The organism is Bacillus tequilensis (assembly GCF_012225885.1).
Taxonomy (GTDB): domain Bacteria; phylum Bacillota; class Bacilli; order Bacillales; family Bacillaceae; genus Bacillus; species Bacillus tequilensis.
On the sequence record NZ_CP048852.1, the window covers coordinates 807,442 to 822,295 of the forward strand.

General features: G+C 47.5%; 13 protein-coding genes and 1 pseudogene. 11 read left to right on the top strand and 3 right to left on the bottom strand.

The window, feature by feature from the left end:
• Positions 1–99: 99 nt before the first annotated feature.
• Entirely contained in the window at positions 100–1,059 is a 960-nt protein-coding gene (corA, locus tag G4P54_RS04205; protein ID WP_024715729.1) for a magnesium/cobalt transporter CorA, read from the bottom strand.
• A 119-nt stretch (positions 1,060–1,178) separates the two neighbouring features.
• Here corA and G4P54_RS04210 point away from each other — a divergent pair, with 119 nt between their 5' ends.
• Complete coding sequence (locus G4P54_RS04210) at positions 1,179–2,042, top strand: DNA-3-methyladenine glycosylase family protein (protein ID WP_167871873.1); 864 nt, start codon at positions 1,179–1,181, stop codon at positions 2,040–2,042.
• Between the two features lie 31 nt (positions 2,043–2,073).
• Here G4P54_RS04210 and G4P54_RS04215 read toward each other — a convergent pair whose 3' ends face one another.
• Positions 2,074–3,072 (bottom strand): hypothetical protein, encoded by a 999-nt coding sequence (locus G4P54_RS04215; RefSeq protein WP_167871874.1) that lies wholly within the window; start codon positions 3,070–3,072, stop codon positions 2,074–2,076.
• A 188-nt stretch (positions 3,073–3,260) separates the two neighbouring features.
• On the opposite strand from G4P54_RS04215, the gene rlmD reads away from it, so the two are divergent.
• The 10 genes and pseudogenes from rlmD (at position 3,261) to G4P54_RS04265 (ending at position 14,448) form a co-directional block, all read left to right on the top strand.
• Positions 3,261–4,661 carry a 23S rRNA (uracil(1939)-C(5))-methyltransferase RlmD gene (rlmD, locus tag G4P54_RS04220; protein WP_167871875.1) on the top strand — a complete coding sequence of 467 codons (1,401 nt, stop codon included), beginning with the start codon at positions 3,261–3,263 and terminating at the stop codon, positions 4,659–4,661.
• A 333-nt stretch (positions 4,662–4,994) separates the two neighbouring features.
• Positions 4,995–5,972, top strand: coding sequence for a tRNA dihydrouridine synthase (locus G4P54_RS04225; RefSeq protein ID WP_024715725.1), 978 nt, complete (start codon positions 4,995–4,997; stop codon positions 5,970–5,972).
• A 269-nt stretch (positions 5,973–6,241) separates the two neighbouring features.
• Positions 6,242–6,721, top strand: a complete 480-nt coding sequence (locus tag G4P54_RS04230; RefSeq protein ID WP_167871876.1) for a DUF6884 domain-containing protein — start codon at positions 6,242–6,244, stop codon at positions 6,719–6,721.
• 2 nt (positions 6,722–6,723) lie between these two features.
• A pseudogene (locus G4P54_RS04235) lies at positions 6,724–7,406 on the top strand (YfjL-like protein).
• Between the two features lie 237 nt (positions 7,407–7,643).
• A complete protein-coding gene (gene acoA, locus G4P54_RS04240) occupies positions 7,644–8,645 on the top strand; it encodes an acetoin:2,6-dichlorophenolindophenol oxidoreductase subunit alpha (RefSeq protein WP_167871877.1) in 1,002 nt (333 codons plus the stop codon).
• 1 nt (position 8,646) lies between these two features.
• Positions 8,647–9,675: an acetoin:2,6-dichlorophenolindophenol oxidoreductase subunit beta gene (gene acoB / locus G4P54_RS04245; RefSeq protein ID WP_024715721.1), complete on the top strand. Its 1,029-nt coding sequence runs from the start codon at positions 8,647–8,649 to the stop codon at positions 9,673–9,675.
• A gap of 13 nt (positions 9,676–9,688) precedes the next feature.
• A complete protein-coding gene (locus tag G4P54_RS04250; RefSeq protein WP_167871878.1) occupies positions 9,689–10,885 on the top strand; it encodes a dihydrolipoamide acetyltransferase family protein in 1,197 nt (398 codons plus the stop codon).
• 20 nt (positions 10,886–10,905) lie between these two features.
• Positions 10,906–12,282: a dihydrolipoyl dehydrogenase gene (gene lpdA / locus G4P54_RS04255; RefSeq protein WP_167871879.1), complete on the top strand. Its 1,377-nt coding sequence runs from the start codon at positions 10,906–10,908 to the stop codon at positions 12,280–12,282.
• Positions 12,283–12,398: 116 nt separating this feature from the next.
• Positions 12,399–14,216, top strand: a complete 1,818-nt coding sequence (gene acoR / locus G4P54_RS04260; protein ID WP_167871880.1) for an acetoin dehydrogenase operon transcriptional activator AcoR — start codon at positions 12,399–12,401, stop codon at positions 14,214–14,216.
• 52 nt (positions 14,217–14,268) lie between these two features.
• On the top strand, positions 14,269–14,448 hold the full coding sequence (locus tag G4P54_RS04265; protein WP_024715717.1) for a small acid-soluble spore protein H: 180 nt from the start codon (positions 14,269–14,271) through the stop codon (positions 14,446–14,448).
• Positions 14,449–14,484: 36 nt separating this feature from the next.
• Here G4P54_RS04265 and G4P54_RS04270 read toward each other — a convergent pair whose 3' ends face one another.
• Positions 14,485–14,811 (bottom strand): YnfA family protein, encoded by a 327-nt coding sequence (locus G4P54_RS04270; protein WP_167871881.1) that lies wholly within the window; start codon positions 14,809–14,811, stop codon positions 14,485–14,487.
• Positions 14,812–14,854 lie beyond the last annotated feature (43 nt).

Sequence of the window (14,854 nt, forward strand, 5' to 3'; positions counted from 1 at the left end):
GTGATCACTCCCTGAACGTTTTTTCCATTATAAACAAAATGAACATCGTATGCATGGGAATGTGCTTGCCAACATAAAAAGAACAGCTTTCTGCTGTCCTCATTTAAATATATTGAACCATCCTTTATGTACAAACCACATCAGCATGCCAATCACAAGCGCAGCCATCAGGCCGAGCACGGCGAAATACCCGTATTCCCAGTGAAGCTCCGGCATGTTGTCGAAGTTCATGCCGTATACACCGGCAATAAAAGTGAGCGGGATGAAAATGGTCGAAACGATCGTCAATGTCATCATAATCGCGTTCATGCGGTTTGAGTTCAGTGTCACGTAGCTGTCGCGCAAGTCGGACGTCATGTCACGATTGGATTCCACAATCTCAGACAATTTTAACAAGTGATCGTATATGTCGCTGAAGTAGGCTTTCGTTTCCCGCTGCTCTTTCACATGGTCTAGGCTTAAAATCCGATAGAGCAAATCACGCATCGGAATGATCGTCCGTCTCAGATGCAAAAGATCTGTCCTGAGTTCAAACACCTCATTCATCAGCGTTCCATACGTTTTGTGAGGACGGCTTTCTTCAATTTCGTTCAGCCGGTCTTCAATTTTGTAAACGAGGGGAAAATATTCATCGACCAGCTGATCCATGATCATATAAGAAATATGCCCGGGGCCTTTTTTCAATATGTCCGGTGAAGAATATAAACGCTCTCGGACTTTGGCAATACCGGGCGTTTCGTGCAAATGAAAGGTAACGACAAATTTTTCGCCTTGAAAAATATCGACTTCCTCCGTTGCAAGCGTTTCATGATTCAGCGCGTGAATGACGTAAAAGCGATAGCCGTCATAATGGTCAAGCTTTGGCCGCTGCATATGCTGGAAGCAATCCTCAATGGCAAGCGGGTGAAAATGAAAAAAATCTCTCAATAACGCCGTTTCCGTATCCTCCGGGCCGTAAAAATCAACCCAGTACCATGCGATATCAGGCTGTTCCACTCGTTCGATCGGTATATTTTTCAGCAGCTGATGCTCTGTTGTTATTGCGGTAATGTTGATCATAGACAACCCCCCACCTGACATTATATCATGGGGCCTTTTTGAGAAAAGTATACGGTGTTCTCTGCCTATTTCCAGCGGCGTGTTATACTGAACAAAAAACGGAAAAAAGGGTGAATTTCATGTGGAAGGAAAACATATCCGTCACACCTCCGTATCACTTTGACCGCGTACTGGACAGACTGTCTTTAGACCCCCTCAATGCGGCAGATAGAGAAGCGCGGAACATTCGCGTGCCGATCAGAAACCAAGCGGGAGACGTATGTATTGTAAAGGTACAGGCGGTAGGACATGTCGATGAGCCCGAGTTCCTCGTCAGCGGGGAAACAGATCAGGAAGAAATGATGAAGGAGATCAAACGGATTTTTCAATGGGAAAATGATTTACAGCACGTTCTCGACCATTTTTCGAAAACGAGCCTGTCCGCCATTTTTGAAGAACATGCCGGCACGCCGCTTGTATTAGACTACAGTTTGTACAACTGCATGATGAAATGCATCATCCACCAGCAGCTCAATATTTCCTTCGCTTACACGCTGACAGAACGGTTTGTCCATACGTTTGGCGAGCAGAAGGACGGCGTGTGGTGCTATCCTAAGCCGGAAACGATTGCGGAACTCGATTATCAGGATTTGCGCGATCTGCAATTCAGCATGCGAAAAGCGGAATACGCCATTGATACATCAAGGATGATTGCAGAAGGCACACTCGACCTATCAGAGCTGCCGCATATGACGGATGAAGGCATCATGAAGAAATTGATCAAAATCAGGGGCATCGGCCCGTGGACCGTGCAAAACGTCCTTATGTTCGGCCTTGGCCGCCCAAATTTATTCCCGCTTGCCGATATCGGTCTTCAAAACGCAATCAAGCGCCATTTTCAGCTGGACGACAAGCCTGCAAAGGATGTCATGCTGGCGATGAGCAAGGGGTGGGAGCCTTATTTGAGCTATGCGTCTCTGTATTTATGGAGGAGTATTGAATAGAAAACGGCTGCCTTTTCGGCAGCCGCTGTGATTAATCGAGCTTCACTGTGATGCTTTGGCCTGAATCGGCACTTTTAACAGGGGAAAACGCAATTTTTAATTGATGAATATCTTCCGCTTTGCCGCTGTATACAGCTCCTATTACACCTTCGTTTTCTGTGTGCGGAGCGAAAACGTGCTCATTGTCCTTCAAGATATTATTATCAGCAACTTTCAGCTTTTGCCCGTCATCTGTTTCTACTGATTCAATACCCTGCCAATCAACTTGTGTGTCTCCTGTATTTTCTGCTTTATAAGTGATTTGAATGTACCGGAGCGGTTCAGACACTTTTTGATCTGTCATTCTTTTAAAGAGCTTCAGCTGGTAAGGGCTGATATTGGTACGCGCCAGTAATTTGACTTGATCGACAGTAATCGTTAAGGGCTTCATTGCTGCTTGTTTCTGAACATCGGCAATTTTGTCTAATGTAACAATTTCTCCATTGTCCTCAGTGGATGTTTCACCAGGCTTGGTCAAGATTTTTTTTCCGCTGTTTTGGCTTGAACCATCTGTTTCATTGTCGCTATCCAATGGTTTATTGCTTTCCTGAACCAGCTGGTTGTCCAAATCAACAAATCGAATGGTCGGTTCACTTCCTTCATAATAAGAGGAATGCTTATACAATGCACGAAGAAACTGATCAAAGAGAATTGCCAAGAGACCGTTTTCCATCGATTTTCCGTCTGAGTTGTTAAAAGTGATAACCACGGTATTGTTTTTTATTTCCACTTTTTTAACCACTTTTTCTCCATCGGAATTGGTTTCTGTCATTTTTTCAAACGCGCCGTTCAAATCCTTTTTGGAAATGTGGATTTTTTTCCAATCTTCTTTGGTGATACTGTTAAAGTCCTTTTTCAGCAAATCTAGATTTTTGCTTTCGTCTTCTGCTGTTTTTTCTGTTTTTGCAGAAGCCGCACTGTTGTCGTTTCCGCATCCTGCCGCGCTGAATAATAATCCTAATGCGCAGACAGCGGTTAGAAATTTCTTCATTTTATCCCTCTTTTATGTAATAGTCATAAACTGTATCGGCTGTCTTGAACGATTATTGAGTAAAATTGGAAATGTTTTTGAAAAATATGAAGGAATCCAGATAAGCGTGTTATACTAGAAAGATGTGAAAAAAACATTTCACTTTCTGCCATCTGCAGAAAGCTTCATATAGAAACGGAGAGAACAACGTGAACCAACAAAAGAAACAGGCGCCCGTCGAACTGAAAGTCGGACAAACCTTTCCGCTGACGATTAAGCGTCTCGGCATTAACGGCGAAGGTGTCGGCTACTTTAAGAAAAAAGTCGTTTTTGTGCCCGGCGCGCTTCCCGGTGAGGAGGTTGTTGTCCAAGCCACAAAGGTTCAGCCGAAGTTTTCGGAGGGCCGCATCAAGAAGATCCGCAAGGCGTCGGAGCATCGCGTAACACCGCCTTGTCCTGTATACGAACAGTGCGGCGGCTGTCAGCTTCAGCACCTTGCATACAGTCAACAGCTTCGGGAAAAACGCGACATCGTCATCCAGTCTCTTGAGCGCCATACGAAGTTTAAAGTGGAAAACATGGAAATCAAAGAAACAATCGGCATGGATAACCCGTGGAATTATCGCAACAAAAGCCAATTCCAAATCGGTCGCTCGCAAAGCGGCAGCATCATCGCCGGCTTATACGGCCTTGAATCCCATGACATCGTGCCGATTAAAGACTGTGTCGTCCAGCATCCGGCAACAAACAAAACAACAGGCATTGTCCGCCGCATTTTAGAGGACTTCAATGTGTCTGTTTATAATGAAAGAAAACGAAAAGGCGACGTTCGCACGATTGTGACGAGAGTCGGCTTTGAAACAGGAGAAGTGCAGGTCGTGCTTGTAACCGCAAAAGAAACCCTTCCTCACAAGGAAGAAATCGTCAAAGCGATCCAAAAGCGCCTGCCAGAGGTCAAGTCCATTATCCAAAATGTAAACGGAGCGAAAACCTCAGTCATTTTCGGTGAAAAATCAAAGCCGCTTGCCGGAAAAACAGTGATCCAAGAGGTGCTCGGCGACGTATCCTTTGAACTGAGCGCACGCGCCTTCTTCCAGCTCAATCCGGAGCAAACCGTCAAGCTGTATGACGAAGTGAAAAAAGCGACGCAGCTGACAGGAAAAGAAAAAGTTGTTGACGCGTATTGCGGCGTCGGCACGATCGGCATGTGGGTAGCGGACGGAGCAAAGGAAGTCCGCGGCATGGACGTCATCAAGGAATCAATTGATGATGCCAAGAAAAACGCTAAAAAACACGGCATGGCAAATGCCACATACGAAACAGGAACAGCCGAGCACTGGCTCCCGAAATGGACGAAAGAAGGCTTCCGTCCGGACGTCGTCATCGTTGACCCGCCAAGAACCGGCTGTGACAGCACATTCCTGGACACGATCAAAAAAGTCAAACCGAAACGCTTTGTCTACGTTTCCTGCAATCCATCCACACTTGCGAAAGATTTGCAGGCACTGTCGAAGGACTACCGCGTCGAATATATTCAGCCTGTGGATATGTTTCCGCAGACGGCCCATGTGGAAGCTGTGGCGAAGCTTGTATTAAAATCGTCTCATTAAAAAAATGATTCCTAATCAGATCTGGATTTCGGCAAAATGCACATCGCCGATTTCCGGGTCTTTTTCATGCACAGTGGCGGCCTGTTGTCTTTTATATAGGCATGAACAGAACCCCAGCTATTGATAAGAAATTTTCCGGGACATACAATAGAAACCTGTATCCCTATGATCCAAGTTGCTTTTTGTTAACATAGTTAAGGTTTCAATGTTCAAAATTCACTATCGTTTGATAAGAAGGGCTTCAGCATGCTATAAGTGTAAAAGAACATTTTGCTTTTTCATTTTGGAATAATATTTAGTCTTGTATCCATATTGAAAGGATTTGAATTGGTTATGATAGATAATTTCTGGCGTGAACTGCCACGGCCTTTTTTTGTACTGGCACCGATGGAAGATGTGACAGATGTTGTGTTCCGCCATGTCGTGAGTGAAGCTGGCAGACCGGATGTGTTTTTTACAGAGTTTACAAACTCGGAAAGCTATTGTCACCCAGATGGGAAGGATAGTGTGCGCGGCCGTTTGACTTTTACAGAGGATGAACAGCCAATGGTTGCTCATATTTGGGGAGATAAGCCTGAAAACTTTCGTAAAATGAGCATTGGCATGGCAGAGTTAGGATTTAAAGGCCTAGATATCAATATGGGCTGCCCTGTGCCTAATGTGGCGGGGAATGGAAAAGGAAGCGGCCTGATTTGCCGTCCTGAAGTTGCAGCCGAATTAATTCAAGCAGCGAAAGCAGGAGGACTGCCAGTAAGTGTGAAAACCAGGCTTGGCTACACGGATATAGACGAATGGCGCGGCTGGCTGACACACATATTGAAGCAAGACATTGCGAATCTTTCCATTCATCTGCGTACAAGAGCGGAAATGAGTAAAGTAGATGCGCATTGGGAACTCATCCCAGAGATTAAGAAACTTCGTGATGAGGTGGCACCAGATACACTTTTGACAATAAACGGTGATATTCCTGACCGCCAAACCGGTTTGAAACTTGCTGAACAATACGGTGTTGATGGCATTATGATAGGGCGCGGCATTTTTACCAATCCTTTCGCCTTTGAAAAGGAGCCGAAAGAGCACAGCAGTAAAGAATTGCTTGATCTTTTGAGACTGCATCTGGATCTTCATGATGAATATTCAAAAGAAGAAGCTAGAGCATACAAGCCTCTTCCTCGCTTTTTCAAAATTTATCTCCGCGGATTCCGAGGAGCAGGTGAATTACGAAATCAATGCATGAACACAAAGTCAACAGATGAAGTGCGTGCATTGCTTGATGACTTTGAGAGAAAGTATCTTGATGGGGCAGAGTAACAGCAGTGAAATAAACAATTCCTCATCCAACCTGGATTTCGGTATGATTTCCAGGTCTTTTTTGTGTGCAGAATTTAACCAGCCTGTCTTTTCTTGAAGTTATCTTCCTTCTCTTTTCGGAGAATCAATTTATAGATTCGCCAAGGTTTTCTGGTCTGCTGAAAAGTGTCTAGACGCTGGAGCGGACGATCTCTCTTTTATTGTTTATTCATGCAGAAACAGGAGAAAAATGGTACATTGATAGAAGATACATCATGAAGGAGAAAAAAATGAAACGACTATGCATCATCCCCTGCGGCAAGAAAAAAATATGGGACATCCATCCAGATAAAGGGCCGGTAAGAGCGGAAGACGCTTATCTCAGCCCGTTTCATCAGGCGTGCGAGCGTTATGCGAAAGCATTTTTCGATGAGTGGGTGATTTTGTCGGCGAAGCATGGGTTCCTGCGTCCAGATGATATCGTTCCCGAAAATTACGATGTCACTTTTGGAACCGCTCATTCAGACATCATGGCAGCGGACGAGCTGTGCCGTCAATTTCATGACAAAGGCTTTTCTGACATCGAAGAGCTTGTCATGCTTGGCGGGAAAAAATACCGAAGCGTCCTAAACGCGGTCATCGGAGAGCATCAGCGAATCAGCTGGCCGCTGTCATCGTACAAAGGCATTGGCTACATGCTTCAAGCGCTGAACCGGGCGGTTGAAGAAAAGCATGAATTGCAGCACGTACATCTGAAGAAAAGAGAGTGAACATGAAAAAACTTGTGATTGGATTGCGCTTGTCATTGCGGTATTCGGTTGCGGACTATATATCTATCATGTATGGTTCGGTGATCCACTTGCGAAAAATACCGCAGAGCAGAAGCTTATTTCTTATGTGAAACAAACTTACCCCAAAAAGGACATCAAGATCACAGATGGGGTATATGACGTTAAAACCTCTGAATATGTGTTCCAAGCAAACACCCAATCTCATCGTTATCCAATGTGTACGAAGGGGTATCTTCATCCTAAGGTCACCTGCGATGGCATTGAAGAAGCGTATACCGAATCAGTAGCAAAATATCTAAACCAAGAAGCATCAAAGGAAATCGAAGCCGATCTGAAAAAAGCGGTTCCGCAAGTTATAAAAGCTGACGCTGCTATCAGCATTGAAAAGGGCCAGTTCACATTAGATACAAAATGGAACAAACAGCTGGCCGAAAAAGCGCCTATGAGCATGACGATTCAGTTAGATGCCAGCGGAGAATCTAAAACAGATGCCGAACAGCTGGCCGAAATGGTTAGAAAAACGCTAAATGAAAAGGGATATACATACTCAAACGGCACGATAGACTGTATGGAGAAGGACGGGGACGGCGGTTTCGGTTATGTCAAATATTCAATTGATTTTCTTCCGAAAACAGCCATTCAGACAAACGATGCAGAAGAATGAAGCAGTGAAAAGATTTCCGAGGAAATAAATACGTCGATCATTGTCAAAGACTGGGTGAGGCCCGGTCTTTTTTGTATGCCATAAAACGAGACAAATGGATCAGATCGAGACAAAATGAGACACTTGTCTCAAACTGTCTCCAATTTGAAAACGAGAAGACTGATTTTACGGGCTCAAAAGGCTGGCACACTTCTTGCATTTATAAATGTGAACCCTAAATAGAAGGAGGCGCACAAAATGGAATTGTTAAAACGAGAAGGCTTGTCATTAACTGAGGAGAAAGCGCTGTGGATGTACCAAAAGATGCTGGAAATCAGGGGATTTGAAGACAAAGTGCATGAACTGTTCGCGCAGGGAGTGCTTCCCGGATTCGTTCATTTGTATGCCGGTGAGGAAGCGGTAGCGGTAGGGGTGTGCGCTCATTTACATGATGACGACAGCATTACAAGCACGCACAGAGGGCATGGCCATTGTATCGCCAAAGGCTGTGATCTGGACGGCATGATGGCGGAAATTTTCGGGAAAGCGACCGGACTATGCAAAGGAAAAGGCGGCTCTATGCATATTGCCGATCTCGATAAAGGCATGTTAGGGGCAAATGGAATCGTCGGTGGCGGATTTACGCTCGCATGCGGATCAGCGCTCACCGCTAAATATAAACAGACTAAAAATGTAAGCGTTTGCTTTTTTGGCGACGGAGCAAACAACCAAGGTTCCTTCCACGAAGGGATGAACTTAGCAAAAGTGTGGAACCTCCCTGTCGTATTTGTTGCTGAAAATAATGGCTATGGCGAAGCCACCCCATTTGAGTACGCGTCAGCCTGTGATTCAATCGCCGACCGGGCGGCCGCCTATAACATGCCGGGAGTCACGGTGGACGGAAAAGATATTTTAGCAGTTTACCAGGCAGCCGAGGAAGCGATAGAACGAGCAAGAAACGGCGGAGGTCCGTCTTTAATTGAATGTATGACCTACAGAAACTACGGCCATTTCGAAGGAGATGCCCAAACCTATAAAACCAAAGATGAGAGAACTGAGCATCTGAAGGAAAAGGATGCGATTCAAGGCTTTAAAAATTACTTGTTAAAAGAAACAGATGCCAAAAAGCTGTCAGACATTGAACAGCGTGTCAGCGAATCGATTGACAAAGCCGTTTCGTTCAGTGAAGACAGTCCATATCCAAAAGAATCAGAGCTGCTGGCAGACGTCTACGTGTCATATGAAAAAGGGGGAATGTGAGATGGCGAGAGTCATAAGCATGTCAGACGCAATCAATGAAGCAATGAAGCTTGCGATGAGAAGAGACGAGAATGTGCTTTTGATCGGTGAGGATGTCGCCGGGGGAGCGGCGGTCGATCATTTGCAGGATGATGAAGCGTGGGGCGGTGTATTGGGGGTTACAAAGGGTCTTGTACAGGAATTCGGGCGCAGCCGAGTGCTGGATACACCGATTTCTGAAGCGGGCTACATGGGTGCGGCCATGGCTGCGGCATCTACCGGTCTGAGGCCGATTGCCGAGCTGATGTTTAATGATTTTATCGGCACATGCTTTGACCAGGTGATCAACCAAGGGGCAAAATTCCGCTATATGTTCGGCGGAAAAGCGCAAGTGCCGATTACTGTCCGCACCACATACGGAGCGGGATTCCGGGCCGCCGCTCAGCATTCGCAGACGCTGTATGGCCTGTTTACCAGCATCCCGGGCCTGAAGACGGTTGTTCCGTCCAATCCGTATGATGCCAAAGGACTGCTGCTGGCGGCAATCGAAGACAACGATCCGGTGTTCTTTTTTGAAGATAAGACGTCCTACAGCATGAAGGGCGAGGTGCCGGAAGATTATTATACAATCCCGCTCGGAAAAGCGGACATCAAACGTGAAGGCAGCGACATCACGCTGTTTGCAGTCGGCAAGCAGGTTAATACCGCGCTTGAAGCGGCGTCAAAGCTTTCAGAAAAAGGCATCGAAGCCGAGGTGCTCGATCCCCGCAGTTTATCTCCTTTGGATGAGGAAGCGATTTTCACGTCGTTAGAAAAAACAAACCGGCTGATCATCGTTGATGAAGCCAATCCGCGCTGCAGCATCGCCACAGATATTGCTGCGATTGTCGCTGACAAGGGCTTTGATTTGCTTGATGCGCCGATAAAGCGAATTACAGCGCCGCATACACCGGTGCCGTTTTCGCCAGTGCTTGAAGATCAATATTTACCAACACCAGATCAAATTGTCAGCGTCACGCTTGAACTGCTTGGCGAGCCGGCAATGAATTAAAGGGGGGACACAAATGGCGGTAAAAGTAGTGATGCCGAAATTGGGAATGGCGATGAAACAAGGGGAAGTATCGATATGGAATAAAAAAGTAGGCGACCCGGTTGAAAAGGGAGAAAGCATTGCCAGCATTCAATCGGAGAAAATTGAAATGGACATCGAGGCGCCTGAAAATGGAACGCTGATCGATATCAAGGTGAAAGAGGGGGAAGAGGTTCCGCCCGGCACAGCGATCTGCTATATCGGGAACGCCGGTGAATCGGTGCAGGAAGAGGCGAAAGAGCCTGCTGCAGCAGACAGTGAGCCGCCAGTCGTCGAGCCCGCAAAACCAGAAAGCAAACCTTCAGCTACTAAAAAAGAACGAATCAAAATATCTCCAGTCGCCAGGAAAATCGCGGAAAAAGCAGGATTAGACGTGAAACAGCTGAAAGGCACAGGACCAGGCGGGCGAATCGTGAAAGACGATGTAACAAAGGCGCTTGCTGAACAGAAAAAAGATCAGGCAGAGCCGGTTTCTGAGCAGAGGGCGCAGGAAACACCGGTGGCAGGCATGAGAAAAGTCATTGCGGCGAGAATGCAGGAAAGCCTGGCAAACAGTGCGCAACTGACAATTACGATGAAGGCTGATATCACCAAGCTGACAGCCCTTCAGAAACAGCTTTCGCCAACTGCGGAAGAGCGGTACGGCACGAAGCTGACGATCACTCATTTGGTGTCAAGAGCGGCCGTTCTCGCCCTGCAGGCTTATCCTGTGCTGAACAGCTTTTATAAAAATGAGCGCATCATCACACATCCTTATGTGCACCTCGGCATGGCCGTAGCCTTGGAAAATGGCTTAGTTGTGCCTGTGATCCGCCATGCTGAAAAGAAATCACTGATTGAACTGGCTCAATCCATTTCGGAAAACGCCAAAACAGCACGCGAGGGACGTGCCGGAAGTGAAGAACTGCAAGGCTCAACCTTCTCTATTACAAACCTTGGCGCTTTTGGCGTCGAGCATTTCACACCGATATTAAATCCGCCGGAAATAGGCATCCTTGGCATCGGAGCAAGCTATGACACGCCAGTGTATCAAGGTGAGGAAATCGTCAGAAGCACGATCCTGCCGCTCAGCCTGACATTTGATCACAGAGCCTGTGACGGCGCCCCTGCCGCTGCCTTTCTGAAGGCGATTCAAACGTATTTAGAAGAACCGGCAGCTTTAATTTTATAGGAAAAGCAGGTGAAAATGACATGACACTAGCCATTATCGGCGGCGGACCTGCAGGCTATGCAGCTGCAGTCTCCGCGGCACAGCAGGGCAGGAACGTGCTGCTGATTGACAAAGTCCGCCTTGGGGGCACCTGCCTCAATGAAGGCTGCATCCCGACAAAGTCTTTGTTAGAAAGCGCAAACGTTCTTGATAAAATCAAGCATGCTGACCGCTTTGGAATCGAACTTCCGGCAGGTGCGATATCGGTTGATTGGAACAAAATGCAGACCCGCAAACAGCAGGTTGTCAGCCAGCTCGTCCAAGGCGTTCAGTACTTAATGAAGAAAAACCAAATACAGGTCGTGAAGGGGACGGCCTCCTTTCTTTCTGACAAAAAGCTCCTGATAGAAGGAGAGAAAGGAAAAGAAATCAGAGAGGCGGACCAAATATTAATTGCATCCGGATCAGAGCCGATCGAGCTGCCATTCGCCCCGTTTGACGGCGAATGGATCATTGACAGCAAGGATGCGCTTTCTCTTTCTGAGATTCCGTCTTCGCTTGTCATTGTCGGCGGCGGTGTCATCGGCTGTGAGTATGCCGGACTGTTTGCCAGACTGGGATCGAAGGTGACCATCATCGAAACAGCCGGCCAGCTGATCCCGTCTGAAGATGAAGATATTGCCCGGCTCTTTCAAGAGAAGCTCGAGGAAGACGGTGTGGAAGTGTTTACCTCATCCCGGTTAGAGCGGGTGGATCAAACGGCCAAAACGGCAATATGGAAAAGCGGGCAGCGAGAGTTTAAAACGAAGGCCGATTATGTACTGGTGTCGATCGGCAGAAAACCCCGTCTTGACGGCTTGCAGCTGGAACAGGCCGGCATTGATTTTTCTCCAAAAGGCATTCCTGTGAATGAACACATGCAAACCAATAGGTCTCACATTTATGCGTGCGGAGACGCAATCGGAGGCATTCAGCTGGCGCATGCGGCTTTCCATGAAGGCATCGTTGCTGCCTCACATGCTTCCGGAAGGGATGTCAAAATCAATGAGAAACATGTGCCGCGCTGCATCTATACATCACCGGAAATCGCGTGCATCGGAATGACAGAACAACAGGCAAAAACCGTATACGGGGATGTGAAGATTGGCGAATTTCCTTTTTCCGCAAACGGCAAGGCGCTTATTAAACAGCAAGCGGAAGGGAAGGTCAAAATCGTGGCAGAGCCGGAATTCGGCGAAATCGTCGGTGTCTCGATGATTGGCCCTGATGTGACCGAACTTATCGGCCAGGCGGCTGCGATCATGAATGGTGAGATGACCGCTGATATGGCGGAGCATTTTATCGCCGCCCATCCGACACTGTCTGAAACATTGCACGAGGCGCTGTTAAGTACGATCGGGCTTGCAGTGCACGCATAACGCGGGAAAAAGCAGACGCAGGGAATACAAAGCGTCTGCTTTTTTATTGTTGAAAGCGCTTTATTTTTCCCCTACAATAGATGGAAACGGCGTGTAAGGGAGGAGCGATCAAGGAAATGAATTCGATCCCAAACGATTTGCAAACCTGGAAACGTTTTGTGAAAGACGGTGTGCTTGACGAAGCCCGATTAAGAAAACGGATCGCCGAGTCATGGCATCGCTGCAAAAAAGCTGAGGTCAATCCTTATTTAGAAAAAGGCCCGAAGGTTTTACAGCAAACCGAGCTGGATCACCAGTCGAAAAAGCATTCATTCTTCCTGACGACCGCACAGCCTTACCTTGACAAACTGCTGCCCGCCATAAAAGAAATGGAAATGATGGCACTGTTAATTGATTCAGACGGCGTTGTTTTGGCATTGGACGGCCATCCTCGCGCACTTTATGAAGCCAAACGCATCAACTTTGTCGAAGGCGCATGCTGGACGGAAACGGCTGTTGGAACAAATGCGATCGGCACGGCGCTCCATATTAGTGAGCCGGTTGCCATACAAGGGTCAGAACATTACTCCGTCGCATCCCATCACTGGAATTGTTCAGCCGCACCGATTCACCATGAGGATGGCAGCCTTGCAGGTTTAATTGATATATCGTGTCCGGGAGCAGGCGCGCATCCTCATATGCTCGGTATTGCCACAGCGATCGCCTATGCCGCGGAACGGGAACTGGCATCGAAAAGCCGTGAGAAAGAGCTTGAGCTGATCGGACGTTTTGGAGAGAGGGCTGCATCCCATGTGCCGATGGTGCTCTGCAATACCAAACAGCACATCATCAGCGCAAGCGTACCGATTCAAACCTCAATACCGGATTGGCAGGGCCGGCACCTGTATGAGCTGAAGGAAAGGGGCTTCTCAATCGAAAAAGCCGTCACCATGGGAGATGGCGGCACTTGTTTTTATCTCTCGGAGCAAAAGAAAAAGACGGCATTTCGATTCAATGGAGTCATCGGGCGAAGCGGACGATCGCAAGCAATGCTGAAGAACCTTGAACGGGCTGCGGCGGCGGATGCAACAGTCTGCCTGTCGGGGGAAACCGGTACGGGGAAGGAAGTCGCGGCCCGCGCGCTTCATGAGAACAGCGAGCGTCGGCATGGCCCGTTTGTTGCTGTCAATTGCGGAGCGATACCGTCTGACTTGATTGAAAGCGAGCTGTTTGGCTATGCGGAGGGCGCTTTTACGGGAGCGAAACGAAACGGCTATAAAGGCGCCTTTCAAAAAGCGAATCGAGGCACTTTATTTTTAGATGAGATCGGAGAAATTTCCCACTCGATGCAAGTTGCGCTTTTGCGGGTGCTTCAGGAACGCCAAATCACGCCGGTCGGCGGGACGAATGAAATTCCAGTTGATATCAGAGTCATTGCCGCCACCCATTGTGATTTGCGCGAGCTTGCCGAAAGCGGAAAAATCAGAGAAGATCTGTTTTACCGCCTTCATGTTTATCCGATTGAGCTTCCCCCTTTACGTGAGCGCCCCGAGGATATTTCTGATCTTTTTCAGTACTACAAACAGAAAAATCATTGGCCTGGCGAGCTTCCCCTTGATTTTTTGGATGTGCTGAAAGAGTGGAGGTGGCCGGGGAATATTCGCGAGCTGTTCAATGTGTTTGAGCGTCTTTTCATCAGATATCCGGACGGCCGGATGAGGGATGAGCCGCTTCCCGCTTTACTGGAAGCTGCAGGACTGCCGTTCAGCCCGGCAGAAAAAAAGCCGGCTGCCGCCGGCGCGCTGGCTCTTCGTGAGCAAATCCAAAAAGATATGATGATCAAAGCGCTTGAATCCGCAAAAGGAAACGTTTCTCAAGCCGCCAAAATCAGCGGGATACCGAGAAGCACTTTCTACAAACGCTTGAAAAAATTCAACTTGACCGCTGAATCATAAAGCATACTTCCTTCAGGAAATGGAAACGTTATGTATGAAGGAGGGTGTTAGCATGAATATTCAAAGGGCGAAAGAAATTGTAGAATCCCCCGACATTAAAAAAGTAACATACAACGGAGTTCCTATTTACATTCAGCACGTGAATGAAGAGAACGGAACAGCGAGAATATATCCGCTCGACGAACCGCAGCAGGAGCATGAAGTGCAGCTGACCAGCTTAAAAGAGGATTAAACAAAAATGGCCCGCTTCATAAGCAGGCCATTTTTGTTATCCGCGCGGCGCAAATAGGATGACACAGACGCCAATGAGGCAAATGAATGCACCGACCCAGTCATACAGATCGGGTGTTTTTCGGTCAACAAGCCATCCCCACAGAACCGCCAGCACGATGAATACTCCGCCATAAGCGGCGTATACACGGCCAAAGGAAGGGAAGGACTGAAACGTCGGAAGAATGCCGTAGACAATCAGGATCAGTGCCCCGGCAATTCCATAGCCAACTGGCTTTGCCTCTCTCAGCCACAGCCAAACCAAATACCCGCCGCCAATTTCGGCAAGTCCCGCCGCGAGAAATAAAAGAATCGTAATCAGCATGACTCGCACTCCTCAGGTTGCTTTTTCCTTTTTAATTATAAAG